This window comes from Peribacillus faecalis, assembly GCF_014712675.1.
Taxonomy (GTDB): Bacteria; Bacillota; Bacilli; order Bacillales; family DSM-1321; genus Bacillus_AD; species Bacillus_AD faecalis.
Genome location: NZ_JACXSI010000027.1, coordinates 11,592 through 35,210 on the forward strand (window position 1 = coordinate 11,592; position 23,619 = coordinate 35,210).

Genomic DNA, 23,619 nt, shown 5'->3' on the forward strand with positions numbered 1-23,619 from the left:
TCACGAGCGGGGCTCTCACGATGAGAGTCACAGCGACGAAGATATGCGGACGTAGCGTCCTTAGTCGCTGTTCCTTACTTGCCGGCCGCTTCCGCATTTCGGTTCCCGCATGTCTCCTTTTTCATCGAGGTGAATTCAAATAGCATATTCATGATGAAAAAAGGACCGGTAACGTTTTTTCTTATTTCCTATGCATCTTAAATTCTAAGAATAATTCGTTATAGCGAGCTAACTTCACTTTACCTAAGTTATCGTACACTTCAAGCTTCTCTGTAAGCTCAGGGCTTGGATAAAAGCGCTCATCTGTAATGACTTCTTCATCCATGTATTCAAACGCTCCGACGTTCGGCGTTGAATAACCGACGTAATCAGCATTTTGAGCGGCATTTTCCGGATCCAACATGAAGTTAATAAAAGCATGAGCCCCTTCTGCATTCGCAGCATCTTTCGGTATGACCATGTTATCAAACCATAAGTTAGAGCCTTCGCTAGGTACTACATAATCCAAATTCTCGTTCTCCCACATGACATCAGCAGCATCACCTGACCAAACTACTCCAATTGATGCTTCTTCATTAGCTAGCAACAGCTTAATCTCATCACCAACAATTGCTTTCACATTCGGTGTTAGTGTATCTAGCTTTTCTTTTGCTTCTAATAGTTGCGACTCATCTTTGCTGTTTAATGAATAGCCTAAAGAATTCAGGCCCATTCCCATAACTTCACGGGCACCATCAACAAGTAAAATCTCATTTTCTAAATCCTCAGCCCATAAGTCATTCCAGCTCTCGAATGTTCGGCCTTCTAGCATTTTCGTATTGTACACAATGCCTACTGTTCCCCAAAAATAAGGGATTGAATATTTATTACCTGGATCAAATGATAAATCCAGAAAACGCTCATCAATGTACTGCAAGTTAGGAATTAGACTGTGATCGATTTCTTGCAGCAAATCATCTTCTCGCATCTTTTGAATCGCATATTCGGATGGAACAACTACATCATAATTCGTTCCGCCCTGATTGATTTTTGTAATCATCGCTTCATTCGAATCGAACGTAGAGTAAATGACCTTATACCCTGTTTCCTCTTCAAATTTAGCAATCAATTCTTCATCTATATAATCGCCCCAGTTATATACAGAGATGGTCTTATCCCCCGAGTAGCCTTCTGAAGCATTCAATTGTTTTATCCAAAATAATAAAGCGAAGGAAACGACAAATACAGCAATAAATGCTCTCGTCAATTGTTTCATTTTTTCACACTCGCTCCTTTCGCACGGGTATTACGTTGACTAATAAAGTAGTAACCAACGACGATTACCATAGTGAATAGGAAGAGAAGAGCAGATAAGGCATTAATGCTCAGTGAAACCCCTTGGCGGGCTAATGAATAAATTTCTACCGATAAAGTGGAGAAACCATTTCCCGTAACAAAAAATGTTACCGCAAAATCATCTAAAGAATACGTTAATGCCATAAAGAATCCGGCGAAAATTCCCGGAGTGATGTATGGAATGATTACTTTCCGCACTACTTCAAATCTGCTTGCTCCGAGATCAAGCGCCGCATCCACTAATGTCGGACTCATTTCCTGCAATTTCGGCAACACCATAATCACGACAATCGGAATTCCGAACGCAATGTGCGAAAGCAATACGGAAGTGAAGCCTAACTTAATGCCAATCATCGTAAACAAAATCAAGAAAGATGCACCAATGATAACATCCGGACTGACTATCAAAACATTATTCAATGATAGTAGCGTGTTTTTTGCTTGCTTTTGTTTCATATACATAATGGCCATAGCCCCAAAAACACCAATGATGGTCGCAATGGCTGCAGAAAGTAAGGCGATGACAATTGTATTCAAGACAATGATGAACAAACGCGTGTCTTGCATAACTTCACGATAATAGTCTAACGTAAATCCTTCAAACCCAGACATTGTGCCGCCGCTGTTGAAGGAATACAAAATCAAATAAAAAATCGGCGCATATAAAATGATGAAAACAACCGCTAAATAAATCGTCGAAAGCTTATTATTTCTTTTCACTTCTCATACCTCGCTTTCGGCTTCCTGTAAGTCCCATAATGATGAACATTGTAATGATCAAGAACACGGCAATTGTAGAACCCATTCCCCAATCTTCTGTAATCAAAAAATGCTGTTCAATCGCTGTTCCAAGCGTAATCACTCGGTTACCTGCAATAAGACGCGTCAACATGAACAGTGACAATGCAGGTATGAAAACTGTTTGGCATCCTGCTTTCACGCCATCAAGCGTCAACGGGAAGATTACGCGGGAGAATGTCGTCCAATTGGAGGCACCTAAATCGTTGGATGCATCCACCAATGATGGATTCAATTTCTCAAGCGCATTAAAAATAGGTAAAATCATGAACGGAATAAAAATATAAACGGATACAAAGACAAAACTGAAATCCGTGAACAGCAGCTGTTTTTCCCCGCCCATTACGGAAAGGAATGCATTAATAGGGCCGTGCGATCCAAAAATCCCGATAAATGCATATGCTTTCAGCAATAAATTAATCCATGAAGGAACAATAATCAATAATAGCCAAAGTCGTTTATGCTTCGTTTTTGTCAGCAAATACGCTGCCGGATAAGCAACTAGCAAAGCAAATGCTGTGATTAAGAAGGCATACCAGAATGAGCTCAATGTCATTTTTAAATAAATCGGCGTAAAGAATTTCTGATAGTTGACTAATGAAAAATTACCTTCGATATCAATGAAGGAATAGTAAACAACTAGCATAATTGGTGCGACAACAAATAAGAGCATCCATACATAATATGGAATGGCATATAATTTTCTGCTATTCTTCATGATCAGCCTCTTCATACGCCTCTAAGCGCGCATCAAATTCTTCCTCTGTTTCTCCAGGAACCATAACGTGGATCGCTTCCGGATCGAAGTATAGACCGATTTTTTCTCCTACAGCCGCTCTCTTTGTCGAGTGAACAAGCCATTCGTTTCCGTCCTCATCGTAGCAAGAAATTTCATAGTGTACACCTCTGAACAACTGAGTATCTGCCGTCACTAAAAGCTTTCCTTTTTCAGGAGCAACGATTTCTAAATCCTCAGGACGGATGACAATTTCAACGGCTGCATTCGGCTTTAATCCGCCATCCACACATTCAAACTTTTTGCCAGTGAATTCCACTAAGTAATCTTCAATCATGCGACCTTTGACAATGTTCGATTCACCGATGAAATCCGCCACGAAACGGTTAACCGGCTCATCATAAATATCAATCGGCGTGCCGCTTTGCTCGATATTACCGTTATTTAATACAAAGATTTCATCACTCATAGCCAATGCTTCTTCTTGATCATGCGTAACGAAAATAAATGTGATTCCTAAGCGGCGTTGAAGTTCGCGAAGCTCATACTGCATTTCTGTGCGAAGTTTTAAGTCTAATGCTGATAGAGGTTCATCAAGCAAGATAACTTCCGGCTCATTAACAATCGCTCTTGCAATCGCTACACGCTGACGCTGGCCGCCTGACATATCAGTGATTTCACGATTTTCATATCCTGCTAAGTTCACGAAGCGAAGCGCTTCTTTTACTTTCACATCAATTTCATTGTTTTTCATTTTTTTAATACGAAGCCCGAATGCCACGTTCTCGTATACATTCAAGTGCGGGAACAATGCGTAATCTTGGAATACCGTATTTACTTGGCGCTTGTTGGCCGGGATATTATTGACAAGCTTATCGTTTATATAAATATTTCCTTGAGTCGGACTGATAAAGCCGGCAATCAAGCGCAAAATAGTTGTTTTACCGCAACCTGATGGCCCTAAAAGCGTATAAAACTTTCCTCTTTGTATTTCAAAGCTGACATTATTCAATACAGCCGGATCATCATCATATTGTTGTGTAACGCCTTCAAATCGAATTATCGTTTGTTCTGTCATATTCTTCTCCTTTTCACGGCTTTCCCCATGATTATTGTTTATTTGCTGCTGTTATAAGTATGAATCTGTTGCTACTAATAAAAGTTGCGAAATGCCTTTATGTCCATTCGTTACCTGATGCTGATCAGAGGCGCTGAAATAGATGGATTCGCCTTCTTTTGCATAGTATTCTCTTTTTCCCAAAATTACTTTTATCTTTCCTTTTAATACGTATCCGAACGTCTCTGATAAAGACGGCTCAAAAATCTTGAATTCTCCGTCTTCCTCAAATGTAATAATAATCGGTTCCATTTCTTTCTCATTCGATTCGGGTACTAGCCATTGAATCTGGTAACCACGCTCTTCATCGATATAGTCTGTCTGGTCTTCTTCGCCATAGACAACCTTTTGTATACGATCCTCTTCGTTAAAGAAATCCTTCGGCGAACAACCAAGCACCTCTAGAATATTAAAAAAAGTTTCAATAGACGGCGAGCTCAAATCTCGTTCAAGTTGAGAAATGTACCCTTTGCTTAAATCTGTCCTCTCGCCCAGTTCTTCCTGAGTTAACCCTTTTTTCAAGCGCAAGTTCTTAATTTTCTTTCCGATTTGCATGATTAATTAACCCTCAATCGTGTTTAATATCAGTAAACTCCGAATGAATAAAGTTTACTTTAACTTTACTTCAAGTTTACTTTTAACATTAGATATTATACAAGGTTTATTCAAAACTTCAAGAAAAATATCTCATGTTTCGTCATTTTTTGCGTACATTTTCTTCACTTAATTTACTCAAGTTTCACAAACAAAGAAATATTTTGTTTTCTAATATTTTTCTTCTGTAATTATCGGGTATAAAACTGTTAAAAATATAGGAGGTAACGATATGAAAACATTGATAGTCTATGCATCAAAGAGCGGGACAACAGCAAAGTGCGCAGAAATACTAAAACAAAAACTGTCTGATGCTGTGTTAGCTAATCTGGCAACGAAAACAGTTGACCTTTCAGGCTGTAATCCTATCATTATCGGCGGAGCAATCCGATACGGCCGCATAAATAAGAAAGTCCATCAATTTGTTGAAGCACACTTATCTGAGCTTCTGCAAAAGGATGTTGCTCTTTATATTTGCTGCGGATTTCCGAATCAAGCAGAACAGCATTTTATCGATAATTTCCCTCCTGAGTTATTGAAACACGCCTTCGCTAAAGAGAATTTCGGGGGAGAACTTCATTTGAATTCACTAAGTTTTTTCGAAAAAACAGTTACCAAGATGGCATTGCGCTCTGCCAAAACAGAAGAACAGCCAAAAATTCTGCCGGACCACATTGATCATTTCGCACAAGAAGTACAATCGCATGCACATTAAAAGACCTTCGGAATCTCCAAAGGTCTTCTTCTACTTGCTTCTATATAATAAGGCATGCCAATGAATTGACATGCCTTCTATCTATTATTTACCTAATTCAGCTAGGATTTCTTCGATTTTAGCAAGCTCAGATTCCAAGCCGCCGCCGCTTAAGTACCATAGCGGACCATCTAAGTAAACGATGTTGTCATTTTTATAAGCTGTTGTTTTCTTAATGATATCATTTTCCATATCTGCTTCGATATTAGATTCGTCACCTGTCGCTGCTGTACGGTCGATTACAAACAACACTTGCGGATTGATACTTAGGATTGATTCGAAGCCAAAGTTAGAACCATGAGAAGAAGCTTCGATGTCTTCTGTTGCAGGAACAAATCCATAGATGTCATAAATATAACCGAAACGAGAGTTTGTTGAGAAACCAGATAATTTACCTTCATTGTACATTGTTACTAAAACATTGTCATAGTTGCCAGCTAATGTTTTCACTTCTTCAATTGCAGATTCGATTTTCGCGATGTGCTCTGCAGCTTCTTCTTCTTTGTCGAACATTTCCGCAGCTACATCAACAGATTTCAAGAATGTGTTCCAGTAATCATCTTGTGAAGTACCTACGAAAACAACTGGAGCAATCTCAGATAATTGCTCATAGAATGGAGCTTGACGACCAGAGATAAAGATTACATCCGGAGCAAGTTCTGCAATGTCTTCTAATAAAGGCTCTTTTAAGCTACCAACACTAGCGTATTCATCACTAGCATACTCAGATAAATGCTCAGGTAAACTTGAATCTTTCGCTAACCCAACAACGCCTTCTACACCAAGCGTATTAAGTGTATCTAAGAAACCATAATCAAATACAACCATTTTCTCAGGCATTGTTTCGAAAGTAATATCTTCATAAGTAATTGTGCCCGCTTCTTCGCTTTCAGTTGAAGCAACAGTTGGAGAAACTGTTAACGGATATGCAGAATTTTCTGCTGTTGCAGAAGTTTTTTCTGCCTCTTTTTTATCTGATTCTTTTGACGTATCGTCAGAACCACATGCCGCAAGTACGAATACTAACGACAAAACTAATGTGAATAATTGCCACTTTTTCATTTTTCTTTCCCTCTCCCTTTTTCTAATGAGAATTAAAATATACACAAATGCGACAACCGTTTTGTTCTTGTACAGGGATGTTCATATCATAGATGTCCCGGAGTGCATCTGAATTAATAATTTCATGCGTCGGCCCATTTTTGACGACCTTACCGTCCTTTAATGCAACGATGCGGTCAGAATAAACCGATGCGAAGTTGATATCGTGTAAAACAATAACAACCGTTTTGCCAAGCTCATCTACAAGCTTGCGCAAAATTTTCATGATTTGGACCGAGTGTTTCATGTCCAAGTTATTCAACGGCTCATCCAGCAATACATAATCTGTATCCTGCGCAATGACCATTGCGATAAAAGCTCGCTGTTTTTGACCCCCGGATAATTCGTCTAAAAACTTATCCTGCATATCCGTCAAGTTCATATATTCAATTGCTTGATCAACAAATTGTTCATCTTCTGCCGTCAAACGGCCTTTTGAATATGGATATCGTCCAAATGAAACAAGCTCGCGTATTGTCAAACGCACATTAATGTAGTTTGACTGTTTCAATATTGAAACACGCTTGGCAAAATCATCAGACTTCCATTTTCTCACGTTATTTTTATCCAGTAAAACTTCCCCTGTGTCTGCATTCATCAAGCGACTGACCATTGAAAGAAGCGTTGACTTACCGGCACCGTTTGGACCGATAAAAGACGTGATCGTCCCCGGCTCAATCGTTACCGTAACATCTTCTACGACGGCCTTTTTCCCAAATCTCTTCGTAAGTCCTTTGATTTCAATCATTTCGCCGCCCTACTTTCCTTTAATAATAAGTAGATAAAGTAAATACCGCCTACAAAGTTGATGATGACACTGATTGTTGTGCTCAACTCAAATATATGCTCAACAAGGAATTGTCCACCAACTAAAGCAATGACACTGATCAAACCGGCACCGACAATTAAGGTTGAATGCTTATATGTCACCAAGTATTGGTATGACAGGTTCGCAACAATCAAGCCTAAAAATGTGATCGGACCGACAAGTGCAGTAGATGTTGCTATCAGCACAGAAGATAGAATCAAAACATTCATTACAAGACGATCATAATTAATGCCAAGGTTAATCGCATTTTCACGACCAAGGGACATGACATCTAGTTGTCTCATAATACGTGCTCCGTATATGAACGCAACCAATAAAATCGCCATCGCAACATATAATAAGTCAGCATTTACGCTGGTGAAGCTCGCAAATAGCCTCGTTTGCAAACTCAAATATTCTACGGGATCAATCAGCACCTGCAAGAATGACACAAGACTGCCAAGCAATGTGCCTAAAATCATCCCAATCAACAACAATAAATAAATCGGATACTTATCCGCTCTGAATAAAAAGCGATACAGCAGTAACGCGAATAAAATCATCGCAGCAATTGATAAGCCGAAATTCAAATACTTGTTCAATACCCAAATCGATAACGACCCGGCAAAGAAGTAAATCATGGTTTGCACTACTTCGTACATTGAATCAAGGCCCATTACGGAAGGCGTCAAAATACGGTTGCGAGTAATGGTCTGGAATACGACTGTTGAATAAGCAATCGCAAATCCTGTTACAACCATCGCGCCGACACGAATCATTCGTCTCGGAAATGCATAATCAAATCCGCCTTTAATATCATAAAATCCGTATAATAGAACACAGGTAACAGCCAACACAAACAATAAAGCCAGTTTCAAACTATTTCGCATATGCTCTCCCCCTAAATAGCATAATTAAGAAGATTGCACTGCCGATTACTGCTACAGTCACATTCACCGGAATCTCATACGGGTGAATGATAACGCGTCCGATAATATCGCATAGAAGCAGGAACACAATGCCCAATAGCGCAGTATGCGGAATCGTTTTCCGCAAGTTATCTCCCATATAAAGCGATACGATATTCGGTACAATAAGACCTAAAAACGGAATAACGCCGACCGTCAGCACTACAGTAGTAGCGATAATCGCAACTAAGACAAGACCGGTATTCAAAACCCATTTGTAGCTCAGACCAAGGTTTTTGGCAAATTCCTCACCCATTCCGGCTACTGTAAATTTATTTGCATAAAGGTACGCCAAAATAACAGCCGGTATACTCAAGTACAACAGCTCGTAGCGACCTGAAATCACAAGCGTAAAACTTCCCATCAACCAAGATGAAATATTTTGTATAATATCCGCTTCATAAGCAAAAAATGTCGTGATTGATGACAGAATGTTACCATACATGATTCCAATCAGTGGAACAAAAATAACATCCTTGAATTTAATGCGATCCAAAATCTGCATAAAAACAAAAGTTCCTGCCAGTGCAAATGCGAAACTGAATATGATTTGCTGTGTATACGTTACGTTTGTAAAAAACAGCATAGAAATCATTATCCCCATTTTAGCTGCATCCAGAGTTCCAGCCGTTGTCGGGGAAACAAATTTATTCCGGCTCAGACTTTGCATAATCAAACCGGCAATACTCATTCCGGCTCCTGCCAAAATAATAGCAATAAGACGCGGTACACGGCTGATTAAGAATATTTGTGTTTCATCAGAATCCCAATCAAGCAAATCAGTTACTTTAATATCTATCGCACCAATAAAAAGTGAAATAAATGACAGCACCAATGCTGCAATCATCAACATCCATAATCTCATATGCAGTCCCCATAATTCGTATATTCTCAGTTTGATAAAAATAAAGATTGCTTCATTCTCTCATAACTGATTATCTATTATAATTTCTTTATCCTTTTCTAATGATAATGATTATCATTAATAATAGCAACTATTTTGTTGCTATTTATTAAAAAAATTATAAATTTTGTTACAGATTCCTTTGTTACTGACATAAGCACCTATAAGTACCATATTAATCCACTGCTTAAGCTATAGATGTAATCCGACTATTCCCCCCTAAATCGACTTTATATTTCCACATAATAATAAAAATGTAAAATAAAGTAATATCTTTAAAAGGAATTTCGCGAACAAGCTCCGAATATATTGAATCAATAGAACATTGAATGTTTATTCATTTTCTATTAATAATCACTAGAATGGAGGTTTTATATGAACGAATTCTCATCAGCTTCTGGAAAGAAGGGGATGCGTATTGCACTTATAACTGTCTTATTAGTGCCTTTTATCTACGCAGCCATTATGCTGACAGCGTCTTGGGGACCATACGATAATCTCTCAAATCTCCCGGTTGCTGTTGTTAATGAAGACAAAGGTGCAATGTCAGGATCTGATCCGATTAACGCAGGTGAGGATTTAGTTGCAAATCTGAAGGAAAGTAAGTCTTTAGGATTTGATTTCGTCAGTAAAGAAGAGGCCGAAAAAGGTTTAGAGGATTTGAAGTATTATATGGTCATTGAAATTCCTGAAGATTTTTCAGAGAATATCACATCCGTTCTTACTGAAAATCCGACACTTCCGGAACTGAAGTACACGAAAAACGAAGGCTTGCATTTCATGGCCTCCCAAGTCACTAATTCTGCCACGAATCAGATTCGCGAACAACTTGCTGCGAACATCTCCCAAACATACGCTCAAAATTTATTCTCTCAACTAAATGAAATCGCTTCCGGTTTTAAGGACGGAGCAGAAGGTTCCGGTCAAATTAATGAAGGCGCTTCCAAACTAAAGGATGGTACAAGCACAATCCTTGAATCACTTCAAGAAAAATCACCTGACATCTCTAAATTAGCTGACGGATCACAACAACTAAAAAACGGGACTTCCACATTACTGCAAAAAGTTCACGGTGGGACTGGAAGCATCAATCAGTTAGCTGGTGGATCACAACAACTAAAAAGTGGGACTTCTACATTGCTGCAAAAAGTCCAAGGCGGGACTGGAAATATTAACCAACTAGCTGATGGGTCTAGTAAATTGAAAGCAGGTACATCACAGATTTTATCTACGTTAAAGGATAAAACACCAGATATTGTTCAACTGGCTGAAGGATCGAGGGGGGTAGCTGATGGTAGCACTTTATTAGCTGAAAATTTATCTAAGTTCTCTACAGCACTCCCTACATTCGCCAACGGCGCTGTAGCATATGCGAATGGTGCCAATGATTTCGCAACAGGCGCTACACAATTAACAGCTAATATAAATGGTTTACCTGGTCAAGTTAGCGCAATGGCTGATGGAGCTGGAAGAATTGCCAGTGGTTCAAACGGTATTACTAACGGACTTAAAGCCCTACTTCAACACCCTACTCTAGGACCAATTCTATCTCAAGTTAAAGAATATCAAGACCTTATAAATGGAAGTCAATCGGTAACAGATAACATCAATGGCTTAGCAGGAAATTTACAACAGTTAAAAGGTAGCGCTGATCGATTAGTTGCTTCCTCCGGAGAGTTAACTAAAGGAGCTTCTAATTTACAGAATCGTGCGTCAGAGATAAAAGGCGGAGCTGATCAATTCATACCAAGTGCCAATACACTAGCTGCTAGAGCTAAAGAATTATCTGCAGGGGCTGTCAGGGTTGCTGATGGAAATGCTTCCTTGAATCAATCTTGGGGTACACTGACAAGTTCAGTAGCTCAAGTAGACACTGGCTTAGCACAAATTGCTGGTGGTACCCAAACTTTAAAAGGCTCATGGTCTGAATTGTCTTCCGGTGTCAAACAAATTGATAGTGGAATGACTCAAGTAAGTGGAGGAACTCAAACTTTAAAAGGATCTTGGTCTGAATTATCATCTGGTGTTAAACAAATTGATACTGGGATGACCCAAGTTAACAACGGTAACCAAACCGTCAAAGAAGGATGGTCAACATTAACAGATGGTGTTCAACAAGTAGATGACGGAATCGCACAAATTGAAGACGGAAGCGGAGAATTAGCATCCGGACTACAAGGGGGCGCTGAGAAAGTAGGCGCAATTCAAGTAAATGATGCGAATATTAAACAATTCGCTTCTCCTGTCGGTACCGCAGGTGAGACAATTAATGAGTTCCCGTTATACCGCTATGCCAACGCTCCATATGTTCTTTCACTTGGCTTGTTTGTCGGTGCGTTAATTCTGACGTTGTTTATGGAAACTCGCAGACCGGATGAATACAGCGGTTCGGCATTTGCCTGGTATGGTGCACAATTCGCCAAAATGGCCGGTTTTGCTGCCATCCAAGCTGTAATCATGAGTGTGTTCGCTTTATTCTTCCTTAAAATCGGCGCTTTAAATAGTGTGCTGCTTATATTATTTGCAGTCATTGCCGGCGTCACATTCCTAGCCATCGCCTACTTCTTAGTAGCTTTGGCCGGAAATATCGGCAGATTCATAGCTGTAGCCTTCCTTGTGCTTCAGCTTTCTACGACAGGTTCCAGTCTACCGATTGAAATGTTGCCGGAAGGATTGCGTAACTTAAGCAACTTCTTACCGATGCGTTACTCAATTGACGGATTCAGAGGTTTAGTATCGTTGAATGATACAGGATTTGCTTGGTCTAGCATCATGACACTTTGTATCTTCTTGCTTGCTGCTGTCGCGCTTATCGCCCTCACAGCTGTCTTGAAGAATAAAAATTCAGCCAGCAATTCCACAAGCTTTGAAGCATAAGATTTAATCTTCAGCATAAAAGAGGGTCTCCTGTTGAACCAGGAGACCCTTTCCTTGCCCTATATTTGAACCCTCTCTTTTATATCTTCCATACCATGTTCAAAGCACTCGTTTGTATAATAAAACTGATTCCTCAGATTCAGCTCCTCCCCGTTCTCAAAGAGCGCTTCATATATTTTCAAATTGTCGTCTGTTTTATGCAACTTCACATTCAGGTGACTCTCGCATATTCGCTCTAATATATGCAGACAGGAAAGATTTTATCCCCCTCTAATTTATTGCGCTTCTCCGTCACCGACAGCATTCTCAGGTGTTTTGATTAATTCAATAAAAATAAAAATAGCTGTTAAAATATGCATCACCATGCCGACAATCGGTATCCAACCGATACAAGAGGACACAATGCCAAATATATTGCCGTAGGCATAAACACCATACTGGTAGCTGAACACTACAATAATTATATGAAGTATTAATAAAAATAAAAGCGGAGTCCAATTCAAACCGATGATGATTGAGCCGCCGATTATCGGTATACCGAAAAATGCTTCTAAACCGCCGCTAACCCATCTCATCATTCTCAAAGTATCCGGATTCATTCTGATCCCCTCTTTTCAATCCTAATAACTCACTCTTTATTATTTAACTCCATCTGACTGCATCAAAACGTTATTGAATAAAATTATTTCATGACACTGACAACAAAATTGCCTTAAATTCTTCATATATCGAAAAGAACCATCCTGTAAAATGATGTTATAGCATTTTCTTTTTAGGAGGACTAATGAATGATAAGATTCGGTGTGATAGGAACGAATTGGATAACAGATAAATTTATAGAAGCAGCTAAAGAGTTAGAAGATTTTTGTTTAACTGCGGTTTACTCAAGATCAGAAGTAACTGCAAGAGAGTTTGCCAATGCCCACGGCGCCTCCTATACCTTTACCGATATAGAAGAAATGGCGCAAAGCGATACAATTGACGCTGTTTATATTGCCAGCCCCAACTCTTTCCATGCATCCCAAGCAATTCTTTGCATGAATAACGGCAAACATGTTTTATGTGAAAAACCGTTCGCATCTAACAAATCAGAAGCAGAAGCCATGATTGCGGCAGCCCGAAAAAATAACGTACTATTTATGGAGGCAATGAAATCCACATGTACACCGTGCTTTCTGGCCGTTAAAGAACATTTGGATGAAATCGGCCCAGTCCGCCGCTATTTTGCTAACTTCTGCCAATATTCATCCCGCTACGATGAATATAAGAAAGGCAATATTTTAAATGCCTTCAATCCAACGTTTTCAAATGGGGCCTTAATGGATATCGGCGTCTATACAATTGCTCCTCTTGTTCATTTATTCGGTGAGCCTCAGTCTATAAAAGCAATGGGCACTATACTTGAATCTGGCGTGGATGGGCAAGGAAGCATCATTATGCAATACGAACAGCACGAGGCAGTTGTCATGTATTCAAAAATTACAGATTCCAACCTTCCAAATGAGATTCAAGGAGAAGCTGGAAGTATTATTATCGATAAAATAAGTTCTCCTTCCCATATCCAAATCAATTACCGTAATGGTGAACAAAAAGACATATCCGTGCAGCAAAAAGAAAACACAATGTTTTACGAAGCAAAAGAATTTATCAGCCTTATTAAAAATAACCAAACTGAATCATCGATTAATACTTTTGCGCGATCTATGTCAGTAATTAAAATCATGGATGAAGTTCGCCGCCAACTCGGCATTACTTATCCGGCTGACCAATAAGAAAAACCGTCACCGGTCCTTTTTCATTTTTGATTTAACTTTAATGAAAAAGGAGCCATTCGGGAACCGAAAAGCGGAAGCGGCCCGCAAGTAAGGAACAGCGACTAAGGACGCTACGTCCGCATATCTTCGTCGCTGTAACTCTCGTCCTGAGAGCCTCCGACCTGCATAAGACGAATCACGTAGGAAATTGTAAAATTCCTGGAGTGATTTAGCTTATAACCTTGAGCGTCATCACTTGTCAGTCATGAATTTTACAAGATATTCGAGGAAGCTTTTCTAAGGTTAAAACTGGCTGGCCGCTGCAGCTAGACAACTTTGGTCTTCGGGAAGGCAGGAGAGGAACATCGGCTAAGGACGCCACGTCCGCATGTCTTCGCCGATGAGACCTACATCCTGTAGGCCTCATGGCAGGTATAAGGTTAGATAGCTATCCACGTTCAAAATTCTATTCTTAACAAATAAAAAACAGGCGATCAGAAAGAAAAATCAGTCTTTCCGATTCGCCTGCTTATTGTCCATTCGATCATCTATATTTAAGGGTTCGCACTATAGACAGCTTTTTAGTACAAATCAAACTTACGGTTCATTCGGTTTCAGTTTCCCAATCGGTTCAAATTTTAGCTTTCCCCCGGAATCATTTTTCCGCTTTTCCTCAGCCCAATGCTTCAAGATCCAATATGGAATAATTAACGGCAAAAACCATGCAAAGATGATTAATATTTGAAGAAATAGAACAAATCCTTGACTATCCATTCGCTAATCCCCTTCCATTTTTTACTATTTATATACATTTTATGTCTAAATTGTGAACTTTGCAAGCGTTTTCAAAAAAATAGATAAAATAGACTACATTGCTAGAAATTATCGTTCCCCCAAGTACCTTTAAATAGCCAAACAAAGTCATTTTTCAAAAAAGATGCTATACTTTATGTAATTCATAACTTGTTAAAGGAGGTTCAAAAATGGATCACCGCTCGTTAGTGCTGCTCGGACTGCTGATGGCTCAAAGCCAGCACGGCTATCAAATCAATGAATTCATCGAGAATAATATGTCGATGATCACCAATATGAAAAAGCCTACAGCGTATGCCACTTTAGATAAATTGAGTAAACAAGGCTTCATTGAGGTCAATACAGAACGTGAAGGAAACAGACCTCCGCGTAAAGTCTATACAATCAACGAAAAAGGGAGAACTTACTTTTATGAGCTTCTTATCGAAAACCTTTCCTCGGGCGATGCTGTAGAATATGAAGGCGATATTGGCCTGATGTTTATTGAACACTTACCATTGGAAAAAGCAATAAACGCGTTGCAGCAACGATTGGCTAAAACGGAACAAAGCTATCATATGTTCAAGAGTATGCCTGACCACGGAACTGCAATTGGTGTCAATTTGGCTATCTCTCATAAAGCAAAAATGCTGGAAGCTGAGATTTCTTTTTTGAAGGAAACCATCGCAAAACTATCTGCCAAGCAATCCGGTTAAGGGAATGGACTGTTACAGGGTCGTATTCCCTTTTTTGCGTTTTAAAAAAGCAGTGTTTCAGAGTCAACGGATTTGACCCCGTATTCAGAATAGATGTATAATTCATTCATAATAGTCAGGATTGATTATTCACATATGGACTAAGGGGTGAAATGTATGTTTCTTGCTTTAAAAGAATTAAAGCATGGCAAATTACGATTTTTAATGATAGGAACAATACTTGTGCTTATTTCTTGGCTGGTATTTATCCTATCAGGTTTAGGAAACGGATTATCGACACTAAGCGCTGCTTCCCTAAAAGGAATGGATACAGACTATGTCGTTTATGAGAAAGGGTCCAGTAACGCGCTCAGCAAATCTCTGCTTTCAGAAGATTTAACGACCCGCATTAAAGAGGAAAATTCCGATGTGAAAGCAGCCGCTCCAATTGGCGCTTCCATGGGTTCAGTAGTAAAAGACGGTGAAGATCTTGACGGCGACAAGGAAGATGTTGCTATCCTCGGCATTGAACCCGGAACATTCCTTGAACCGAAAGTAATTGAAGGAAGCTCGCTTTCTTCCGGTGAACCAATGAAAGTGATCGCCAACGATACATTAAAAGATGCGGGTTTCAAAATTGGTGACGTACTTCAGCTTGACGGATCCACTGAAGAAATGGAGATTGCTGGTTTCGTAGAAGACCAAACATATAACCACGTAACATCTATTTATGTAACAATGGAAAAATGGCGCGACTACACATTCGCCGCTCCTGGATCTGATAACGGTATCGAAAATCCAGTGAATGGTATCGCCCTTCAAGGTGAAAATATTGATGCAGAAAAATTAGACAGCCAAATCGACGGCATCCAAACAGCGACGAAAAAACAAGCAATTAACGGAATGCCAGGATACACAGCAGAAAATGGCACAATCACTATGATGCTAGTATTCCTGCTTGCTATCTCTGCTTTTGTCATTGCAGTATTCTTCTATGTACTGACATTACAGAAGTCCAACCAATTCGGTATTATGAAGGCAATCGGAGCAAGCAACGGATTCCTTGCTAAAGCAATCGTATCACAAGTATTCACACTGTCTCTGATTAGCATTCTTATCGGTATTGCACTGTCATATGGCACTGCAGCAATTCTGCCAGAGGCGATGCCATTTAATCTGGACACTGTCCTTGTCATCACATACGGCGTAGTACTATTAATTATTTCGGTACTAAGTTCATTATTATCTGTACGTAAAATCACAAAAATTGATCCGCTAACAGCAATTGGGAGGGTTGAATAATGTCAGGTATCCAATTAAAGAACGTATCGAAGTTTTATAAAGAAGGCGACAGCACGATTACTGCTTTAAACAACGTTTCTCTTACAGTTGAGCCTGGTGAATTCGTAGCTATTATCGGCCCTTCAGGATCTGGTAAAAGTACTTTCTTGACGATTGCCGGAGCTCTATTGCAGGCATCTGAAGGCGAATTGTTGATTAATGGCAAAAAGCTTGCCGGTTTATCAGCTAAACAGCTATCAAAAGTGCGCCTGAATGAAATCGGCTTTATTTTGCAGACTTCTAATCTTGTGCCGTACCTAACAGTGCTCGATCAACTGTTAGTGGTCAAAAGAATGTCCGGTTCTGTGACAGCGGCAGACAAGCAGTTTGCTAAAGAACTGTTAGAGGAGCTTGGTCTTGCATCGAAGTTGCACAAATTCCCGAATGAGCTATCAGGAGGAGAACGCCAGCGTACAGCCATCGCTCGAGCTTTCATGAACAACCCGAACGTCATCCTTGCCGATGAACCGACAGCAAGTCTTGACTCTAACCGGGCATTCGAAGTTGTTCAGCTTATTTCAAAAGAAGTAAAATCACGTAATAAAGCTGCCATCATGGTAACGCACGATGAGCGCATGCTCCAATATTGCGATCGAGTATTCCGTATGGAAGACGGTATACTGACGGAACAAAAAGAAGCCGTTACAGCTAAATAATAAAAAAAGAAGCTGTCCTTTAAAAGACAGCTTCTTTTTTTATCTTCTCGATAATCTCAATATTAAGTTTTGCAGACGGCGGCCGATGAAAAATACTCTTTTATTCGTTACAAATAAGTAACCATTAAATTCACGCTTGCTCGATTTATCAAATTTACAGCCGATGAACGTTAAGCCATATTCCCCGCTCTCAAATACCCGCTGCTCGACTGCTCGGAAAAACTGTGTTCTAAAGTAAACTTATTTATAAGCATTGACGAAAAGAGGACCTTTATAAGAGGTCCCCTTTCTATTCTGCATAAATCATTTTCTTCGTCATGCCGCCATCAATCACCATATTTGTTCCGGTAATAAAGTCATTATTATCATCAGTCAAAAACAGGCATGCTCTGGCAATATCCTCCGGTTTCCCGACCCTTTTCGAAAAATGCTGTTCATGATCGGCTTCCGTTAACAATGAATAGTCGCCTGTTTCAATCCAGCCCGGAGAAATCGCATTGACAGTGATATAATCATCCGCAAATGAAGCAGCCAATGCATGCGTTAATGCAACAATTCCTCCTTTTGAAGCTGCATAAAGCTCCGTATTCGGCTCGGACATGAAAGCGCGAGTTGAAGCGATATTGACAATAGAACCTCCCTTTTCGTTTATCCTCATCAGTTTTGCAGCTTCTCTCGACAGCAAAAACATACTCCGCAAATTCGTGTTGAGCATATCATCCCATTCTTCTACAGTGACATCATAAGGAGACTTCCATAACGTTTTACCGGCGTTATTAATTAAAATATCAATTCGTCCATATGTATCGACCGTTTGCTTCACCAAACTTTCAATCTCGTTTGGATTTCTAACATCTGTTTTAATAAAGTTTTCTTCCTGCAAATCTAATGGCGCTTTCAAATCAGCTATCACTACTTGATATCCTTTTTTCTCATATTCCTTTGCAACAGCCCGCCCAACTCCTTGAGCCGCTCCGGTTACAATAACAACCTTGTGTTTATTATCCATTACGTTTCCTCCATTCCTTTTCTCTTTTTCATTATACGATTGTTACGCAATTTATTTTCATAGTGTTCGAAACCTTCGAACACTTCTAACGTAATACTTGTATGGACATCTTTGTTCAAGTTATAATAATTGTAATTAAACTATCACGTGACAGTTTGGAGGGGTGTACACTAATGGGAACGAGAAATTAAGAATCGGGGAATTAGCTGCAATTACAAATGTTTCGAAGAGAACAATAGATTACTATACAAACTTAGGGTTACTGACAGCACATCGTACACCTTCTAACTACAGATTTTATGAACGTGATGCGATCGAAAAAATAAAAATAATCAAAGAATTAAAAAATAAAAACCTGTCACTTGAAGATATAAAAAGTTTTTTCAAAAGGACGACAGATGATGAGCAAGATATAAGCAAATTGCACGACAAGTTAAAGGTCTTAGAAAAAGACGTTTCCGAAATATTGGAAATAATAGAAAAGAATAAACTTGATAAAAGTGAGATTATGAATAAACATGTTTCTCACGAAAGTGTAGCGCTACTGCAATCACTCCTTCTGCTGCTCCTATAATTCAATCATTTACACATTACAGGAGGTGGACGCCTTACTTATGTAAGGCCGAAATTGGACATATTTAATTTAGTCTTAGTAGTAGTATTAATTGCTTTAACAGGTTTCTTCGTCGCTACAGAATTTGCGATTGTAAAAGTCAGGCCAACCAGGATCAATCAATTACTTGAAGAAGGAAGACGTGGAGCGAAAGCGGCAAAGCACGTTACATCCCATCTGGATGAGTATCTGTCTGCCTGCCAGCTCGGTATTACCGTAACAGCTTTAGGATTAGGTTGGTTAGGTGAACCCACAATTGAAAGAATACTCTTACCATTCCTTAACGGTACTGATTTGCCTTCAGGTGCTACGCATGCCATTTCATTTGTCGTTGCTTTAGTCGTTATGACATACTTGCATGTTGTATTTGGAGAGTTAGCTCCTAAAACTGTTGCTATTCAAAAAGCAGAGACAGTTACATTGTTATTTGCCGGACCGATTATGTGGTTTTACCGCATTATGTATCCGTTCATTTGGTTATTGAATGGCTCAGCCCGATTGTTGCTTTCTTTATTCGGCTTAAAATCCGCTTCTGAGCACGAGGAAACTCACTCTGAAGAGGAATTGCGCATGATTATGTCTGATAGCTATAAGAGCGGGGAAATTAATAAAACTGAATTAACATATGTAAATAATATCTTTGAATTCGATAATCGTGTGGCCAAAGAGATTATGGTGCCTCGTACATCAATTCAAACAATTAATTTAGATGCTACATTAGAAGAGATTATGGATATTATCCATGAAGAAAAATATACACGTTATCCGATTATTGATGGTGATAAAGATCATATTATCGGATTAATCAATATGAAAGATATTTTGAGCGCTCAGCGTAAGTTCCAACCTCATGATCAGCCTCTTTCTCACATTATGAAGCCAATTATCAGCATCATTGAAACGATTCCAATTAATGAGTTGCTTTTGAAAATGCAAAGGGAACGTACACATATGGCGATTCTATTTGATGAATATGGCGGCACATCCGGTCTTGTGACAGTTGAAGATATACTGGAAGAGATCGTCGGAGAAATTCGCGATGAGTATGACGCTGACGAGATTCCTGAAATCCGTAAAGTGGCTGATAACCATTACTTGTTCAGCAGCAAAGTATTAGTTTCTGAGATAAATGATATTCTTGGAACGCATTTATCTGACGAAGAAATCGACACAATCGGCGGATGGATTTTTACGCAAAACTATGAAGTCAAGGTTGGCGATTCTATTGAAGTAGAAGGCTACAACTTTATGATTAAAGAAATGGAAGGCCATCAAATTCTGTTCATAGAAGTAACCAAATCTGAAATACCCGCAGAAGTCATATTAGATCAGGCCTAAAAAGACAACTTAAGTGCAACATAAAAGGATGCTGACTTTAAAGTCGCATCCTTTTTGCATTAATTTAATTCACAACATAATCACGGTACTTCTCATAATCTGCTTTTTTGCACTCCACATGGAGCATAGTACCATTCTCTTCGTACTCTGTTTGCAGTACGTGCGCGTGGTTATTGAAGTATGAGATGATTTGCCCTTGATCAAATGGAATAAGCAGCTTACATTGTACATAATCTTTAAAGATTTTTTTGCGGATTAGTTCGGTAAGTTCCTTGATGCCGACTTTTTGTTTCGCTGATAAATATACCGCTTCTCCTTCAATGCTCGGAAACGGCACATCAGCTAAATCCGCTTTATTGTAGGCAATGATTGTCGGAATATCCTCTATTCCTATGCTTTTTAACGTTTCATTCGTTGTTTCAATTAATTGCTGATGATTAGGGTTTGAAAAATCAACAACATGAATGAGTAAATCCGCTTCAGCTGCTTCCTCCAGTGTTGAGCGGAATGCTTTTACTAAGTGATGCGGGAGCTTTTTGACAAAGCCGACTGTATCCGTCAATAAGAATGACTTTTGATCACTTTGCTGGATGCTTCTGATCGATGTTTCCAATGTGGCAAACAGCATATCCTTTTCAAATACTTGCTTTTCCTCCGACTGATTATGCACCTGCAGCATCGCATTCATGATTGTCGATTTGCCCGCGTTTGTATAGCCGACTAGAGACACTACAGGGATTTCATTCTTCTTGCGCTGACGGCGCTGTACCTCGCGCTGAGCCACTATAGCAGCAAGCTCTCTACCAAGCACCACGATCTTCTCTTCAATCTTACGGCGATCAAGCTCTAGTTTCGTCTCCCCTGTTCCTTTATTGCTCAGGCCTGCTCCGCCTCCGCCACCTTGTCTGCTTAAAGAAGCTCTCAAACCGACAAGACGCGGAAGCATATATTGCATCTTCGCAATTTCAACCTGCAATTGAGCCTCCTTCGTCTTCGCTCTGCGGGCAAAAATGTCAAGAATCAATATCGTACGATCAATCACCTTACAATCCAAGTCCGCCTCTAAGTTACGGATTTGTGAAGGAGACAGTTCATCATCGAATATAACGGTATCCGCTTCTGTCATTTCCTTTAATGTATTAACCTCTTCTATTTTTCCTTTTCCGATATAATGAGATCCGTTAATTCGTTCCAACTTTTGAGTGACCATGCCGACTACTTCTACATCACAAGCAGCTGCTAGCTCTCCCAACTCCTCCATAGAGTAATCAAATTCATCATCGCGTGAACCTTTAATATGCACACCAACCAATATTGCCTTTTCCTTCTTTTCCATATCGCGTCTCTCCTTATTTTAGCCAAAATAAAAACACAAGCTCACCTGCCTGTGTTTTTTAATCAAATGGAATTGCAGACGACAAAACAAACCGCACGTTATGCAGTTTTGCCACCTTCAAATTGTTGCTCCATTATAGAAAAGTAAGTTTTACGAAAAAAACACAGACTCGTTCCTTACTCTGCAACACAGGCAGAGCCTTTGTATACTATTCAATTAGTATTCATCAAAGTTTGGTTACGTAGTCTGATGTACTTCATTTTTCGAAAACCCTCCGCTCTTTATAAGTTATTGCCATCATAACATGCAAAAAAGGATTAAACAATCAATAGTCATATTTTTCTTTATATAAGTGATTGGTCTTCAAATAAATTATTTAAATATTCACTTAATTAACTTAAAATATAGAGAGCATTTCTAGAAAGTGAGGATGTGACATTGGAATATCAACTATTTCCTTTAGGCGATCAAGCAATTACCATTGAACTCGGCCATGAAATATCAGAAGAAATACATTATAAAGTACAAGCCATTGCTGCCTATTTTGAACATAATCAGCCAGATTGGCTAATCGACTATACCCCGGCCTTTACATCTTTCACTTTATTTTATGATGCCTTCTGCATATACAAACAAAACGAGGAAAATCAATTACCTTACCGATTCGTCTCTACTTTTCTGCAAAGACTTTTGCCTACTTTGCTTCACGTCACTACTTCAAAATCGCGGATTGTAGAAATTCCAGTTTGTTATGGAGGTGAACTTGGTCCTGATTTGAATTATGTGGCTGAGTATAATCATCTGATGCCCGAGGAAGTCATCAACATTCATTCAGGCACCGATTACTTAGTTTATATGCTTGGATTCGCTCCCGGTTTTCCCTATCTCGGCGGTATGCCCGAAAAGATCGCTGCTCCAAGAAAACAGGTCCCGCGACTAAGCGTTCCCGCACGCTCAGTCGGCATCGCCGGCAGACAAACAGGAGTTTATCCAATCGAAACGCCGGGAGGCTGGCAGATTATCGGACAAACACCGCTTGAACTATTTAAGCCAAACAGCAATCCTCCGACACTATTAAAATCTGGAGACCTCATACGATTTATTCCTATTGAATATGAACAATTTTCTAATTGGAGGACTTTTGCATGATTACTGTCATTAAGCCCGGGATGCTCACAACTATTCAAGACTTAGGCCGGTACGGTTTTCAAAGATATGGTGTGCTAGTGAATGGAGCAATGGATACCTTCTCGCACAGGCTTGCCAATTTACTGGTTGGCAATCATGAAGCAACACCGACTCTGGAAGCCACGCTGATCGGTCCGCACCTGCGATTTGAATTAGACACAATGATTGCCATTGGCGGCGCCGACCTTTCCCCTGCCATTGACGGTCATCCGATTCAAATATGGAAGCCATATGCCATCAAACGCGGACAATATTTAACCTTTGGTGCTATCCAAAATGGATGTCGGTCCTATATCGCTGTTGCAGGCGGGTTTCAAGTGCCTGCTGTAATGCAAAGCGCCTCTACCTATTTACGAGGCAAATATGGGGGGGTTAATGGGCGTCCGCTGCAAAAAGACGATCAACTTTTGATAAACGTTGCTGACCGGGAATTCAATAATATGAAATGGTCAATTGCAGATGAATTACTGCCTCGCTTTCACAGTAGCCCGACTATTCATGTAGTTAGAGGACAACAATTCAATCTGTTCACTGCAGAAAGCCAGCACTGTTTTTTTACTAGCACATACGAAGTCACTCCTCAGTCCGACCGCATGGGTTGCCGATTAAAAGGGCCTCTCTTAAAGCGATATACAGAAACTGAAATGCTTTCAGAAGCAGTTGCCTTTGGAACCATTCAAGTTTCGTCAGACGGCAGTCCAATTGTTTTGCTGGCTGATAGACAAACAACCGGAGGCTACCCGAAAATCGCACAAATTGCGTCTGCGGATTTTCCTAACGCGGCCCAAGTAAAACCTGGCGACCGAGTTAATTTCAAAGAAATAAGTCACGAAGAAGCGCAAGAGAAGCTCTTAAAACTAGAAAGAAACATTCATTACGTTAAACAAGGGACCTTATTGAAATAA

Annotated in this window: 23 protein-coding genes; 10 read left to right on the forward strand and 13 right to left on the reverse strand. The window is 39.7% G+C overall.

Annotation, left to right across the window (positions count from 1 at the left end):
• Positions 1-181: 181 nt before the first annotated feature.
• Genes IEO70_RS11925 through IEO70_RS11945 form a run of 5 tightly spaced genes read right to left on the reverse strand, consistent with a single transcriptional unit; the run spans position 182 to position 4,541 of the window.
• Positions 182-1,255, reverse strand: a complete 1,074-nt coding sequence (locus tag IEO70_RS11925; RefSeq protein ID WP_190998608.1) for an ABC transporter substrate-binding protein — start codon at positions 1,253-1,255, stop codon at positions 182-184.
• Entirely contained in the window at positions 1,252-2,055 is an 804-nt protein-coding gene (locus IEO70_RS11930) for an ABC transporter permease (RefSeq protein WP_190998609.1), read from the reverse strand. The genes IEO70_RS11925 and IEO70_RS11930 overlap by 4 nt, the downstream gene beginning before the upstream one ends.
• Positions 2,042-2,851, reverse strand: coding sequence for an ABC transporter permease (locus IEO70_RS11935; RefSeq protein WP_190998610.1), 810 nt, complete (start codon positions 2,849-2,851; stop codon positions 2,042-2,044). Before IEO70_RS11935 ends, IEO70_RS11930 begins: the two co-directional genes overlap by 14 nt.
• Positions 2,841-3,947 (reverse strand): ABC transporter ATP-binding protein, encoded by a 1,107-nt coding sequence (locus IEO70_RS11940; RefSeq protein ID WP_190998611.1) that lies wholly within the window; start codon positions 3,945-3,947, stop codon positions 2,841-2,843. The genes IEO70_RS11935 and IEO70_RS11940 overlap by 11 nt, the downstream gene beginning before the upstream one ends.
• A 51-nt stretch (positions 3,948-3,998) precedes the next feature.
• Positions 3,999-4,541, reverse strand: a complete 543-nt coding sequence (locus IEO70_RS11945) for a helix-turn-helix domain-containing protein (RefSeq protein WP_190998612.1) — start codon at positions 4,539-4,541, stop codon at positions 3,999-4,001.
• 271 nt (positions 4,542-4,812) lie between these two features.
• On the opposite strand from IEO70_RS11945, the gene IEO70_RS11950 reads away from it, so the two are divergent.
• A complete protein-coding gene (locus tag IEO70_RS11950) occupies positions 4,813-5,295 on the forward strand; it encodes a flavodoxin domain-containing protein (protein WP_190998613.1) in 483 nt (160 codons plus the stop codon).
• 84 nt (positions 5,296-5,379) lie between these two features.
• Here IEO70_RS11950 and IEO70_RS11955 read toward each other — a convergent pair whose 3' ends face one another.
• The 4 genes from IEO70_RS11955 to IEO70_RS11970 are packed head-to-tail and all read right to left on the reverse strand — an operon-like array spanning position 5,380 to position 9,076.
• On the reverse strand, positions 5,380-6,396 hold the full coding sequence (locus tag IEO70_RS11955) for a siderophore ABC transporter substrate-binding protein (protein WP_190998614.1): 1,017 nt from the start codon (positions 6,394-6,396) through the stop codon (positions 5,380-5,382).
• Between the two features lie 22 nt (positions 6,397-6,418).
• Positions 6,419-7,183 (reverse strand): iron ABC transporter ATP-binding protein, encoded by a 765-nt coding sequence (locus tag IEO70_RS11960; RefSeq protein ID WP_190998615.1) that lies wholly within the window; start codon positions 7,181-7,183, stop codon positions 6,419-6,421.
• Complete coding sequence (locus IEO70_RS11965; protein ID WP_190998616.1) at positions 7,180-8,133, reverse strand: iron chelate uptake ABC transporter family permease subunit; 954 nt, start codon at positions 8,131-8,133, stop codon at positions 7,180-7,182. The genes IEO70_RS11960 and IEO70_RS11965 overlap by 4 nt, the downstream gene beginning before the upstream one ends.
• Positions 8,123-9,076, reverse strand: coding sequence for an ABC transporter permease (locus IEO70_RS11970; RefSeq protein ID WP_190998617.1), 954 nt, complete (start codon positions 9,074-9,076; stop codon positions 8,123-8,125). The genes IEO70_RS11965 and IEO70_RS11970 overlap by 11 nt, the downstream gene beginning before the upstream one ends.
• 414 nt (positions 9,077-9,490) lie before the next feature.
• Here IEO70_RS11970 and IEO70_RS11975 point away from each other — a divergent pair, with 414 nt between their 5' ends.
• The gene (locus tag IEO70_RS11975) at positions 9,491-11,992 is read left to right on the forward strand and encodes a YhgE/Pip domain-containing protein (protein ID WP_190998618.1); all 2,502 of its coding nucleotides are present in this window, start codon (positions 9,491-9,493) and stop codon (positions 11,990-11,992) included.
• 275 nt (positions 11,993-12,267) lie between these two features.
• Here IEO70_RS11975 and IEO70_RS11980 read toward each other — a convergent pair whose 3' ends face one another.
• On the reverse strand, positions 12,268-12,591 hold the full coding sequence (locus IEO70_RS11980; RefSeq protein WP_190998619.1) for a hypothetical protein: 324 nt from the start codon (positions 12,589-12,591) through the stop codon (positions 12,268-12,270).
• A 189-nt stretch (positions 12,592-12,780) separates the two neighbouring features.
• Here IEO70_RS11980 and IEO70_RS11985 point away from each other — a divergent pair, with 189 nt between their 5' ends.
• A complete protein-coding gene (locus IEO70_RS11985) occupies positions 12,781-13,764 on the forward strand; it encodes a Gfo/Idh/MocA family protein (protein ID WP_190998620.1) in 984 nt (327 codons plus the stop codon).
• 579 nt (positions 13,765-14,343) lie between these two features.
• On the opposite strand, the gene IEO70_RS11990 is transcribed toward IEO70_RS11985, so the two are convergent.
• A complete protein-coding gene (locus IEO70_RS11990) occupies positions 14,344-14,520 on the reverse strand; it encodes a hypothetical protein (protein WP_190998621.1) in 177 nt (58 codons plus the stop codon).
• A gap of 209 nt (positions 14,521-14,729) precedes the next feature.
• On the opposite strand from IEO70_RS11990, the gene IEO70_RS11995 reads away from it, so the two are divergent.
• The 3 genes from IEO70_RS11995 to IEO70_RS12005 all read left to right on the forward strand — a co-directional run bounded on the left by IEO70_RS11995 (position 14,730) and on the right by IEO70_RS12005 (position 17,230).
• The gene (locus IEO70_RS11995; RefSeq protein ID WP_190998622.1) at positions 14,730-15,254 is read left to right on the forward strand and encodes a PadR family transcriptional regulator; all 525 of its coding nucleotides are present in this window, start codon (positions 14,730-14,732) and stop codon (positions 15,252-15,254) included.
• A 156-nt stretch (positions 15,255-15,410) separates the two neighbouring features.
• Positions 15,411-16,535, forward strand: a complete 1,125-nt coding sequence (locus IEO70_RS12000; RefSeq protein WP_190998623.1) for an ABC transporter permease — start codon at positions 15,411-15,413, stop codon at positions 16,533-16,535.
• Positions 16,535-17,230, forward strand: coding sequence for an ABC transporter ATP-binding protein (locus IEO70_RS12005; RefSeq protein WP_190998624.1), 696 nt, complete (start codon positions 16,535-16,537; stop codon positions 17,228-17,230). Before IEO70_RS12000 ends, IEO70_RS12005 begins: the two co-directional genes overlap by 1 nt.
• Before the next feature lie 289 nt (positions 17,231-17,519).
• Here IEO70_RS12005 and IEO70_RS12010 read toward each other — a convergent pair whose 3' ends face one another.
• A complete protein-coding gene (locus tag IEO70_RS12010) occupies positions 17,520-18,239 on the reverse strand; it encodes an SDR family oxidoreductase (RefSeq protein ID WP_190998625.1) in 720 nt (239 codons plus the stop codon).
• A 163-nt stretch (positions 18,240-18,402) separates the two neighbouring features.
• Here IEO70_RS12010 and IEO70_RS12015 point away from each other — a divergent pair, with 163 nt between their 5' ends.
• Both IEO70_RS12015 and IEO70_RS12020 read left to right on the forward strand, forming a co-directional pair.
• Entirely contained in the window at positions 18,403-18,813 is a 411-nt protein-coding gene (locus tag IEO70_RS12015) for a MerR family transcriptional regulator (protein ID WP_190998626.1), read from the forward strand.
• A 54-nt stretch (positions 18,814-18,867) separates the two neighbouring features.
• Positions 18,868-20,190 carry a hemolysin family protein gene (locus IEO70_RS12020; protein WP_190998627.1) on the forward strand — a complete coding sequence of 441 codons (1,323 nt, stop codon included), beginning with the start codon at positions 18,868-18,870 and terminating at the stop codon, positions 20,188-20,190.
• Positions 20,191-20,254: 64 nt separating this feature from the next.
• Here the strand turns inward: IEO70_RS12020 and hflX are convergent, their stop codons facing one another.
• Positions 20,255-21,526, reverse strand: a complete 1,272-nt coding sequence (gene hflX / locus IEO70_RS12025; protein WP_190998628.1) for a GTPase HflX — start codon at positions 21,524-21,526, stop codon at positions 20,255-20,257.
• Positions 21,527-21,964: 438 nt separating this feature from the next.
• On the opposite strand from hflX, the gene pxpB reads away from it, so the two are divergent.
• Both pxpB and IEO70_RS12035 read left to right on the forward strand, forming a co-directional pair.
• Positions 21,965-22,675, forward strand: a complete 711-nt coding sequence (pxpB, locus tag IEO70_RS12030; RefSeq protein ID WP_206711576.1) for a 5-oxoprolinase subunit PxpB — start codon at positions 21,965-21,967, stop codon at positions 22,673-22,675.
• A complete protein-coding gene (locus IEO70_RS12035; RefSeq protein WP_190998630.1) occupies positions 22,672-23,619 on the forward strand; it encodes a 5-oxoprolinase subunit C family protein in 948 nt (315 codons plus the stop codon). The genes pxpB and IEO70_RS12035 overlap by 4 nt, the downstream gene beginning before the upstream one ends.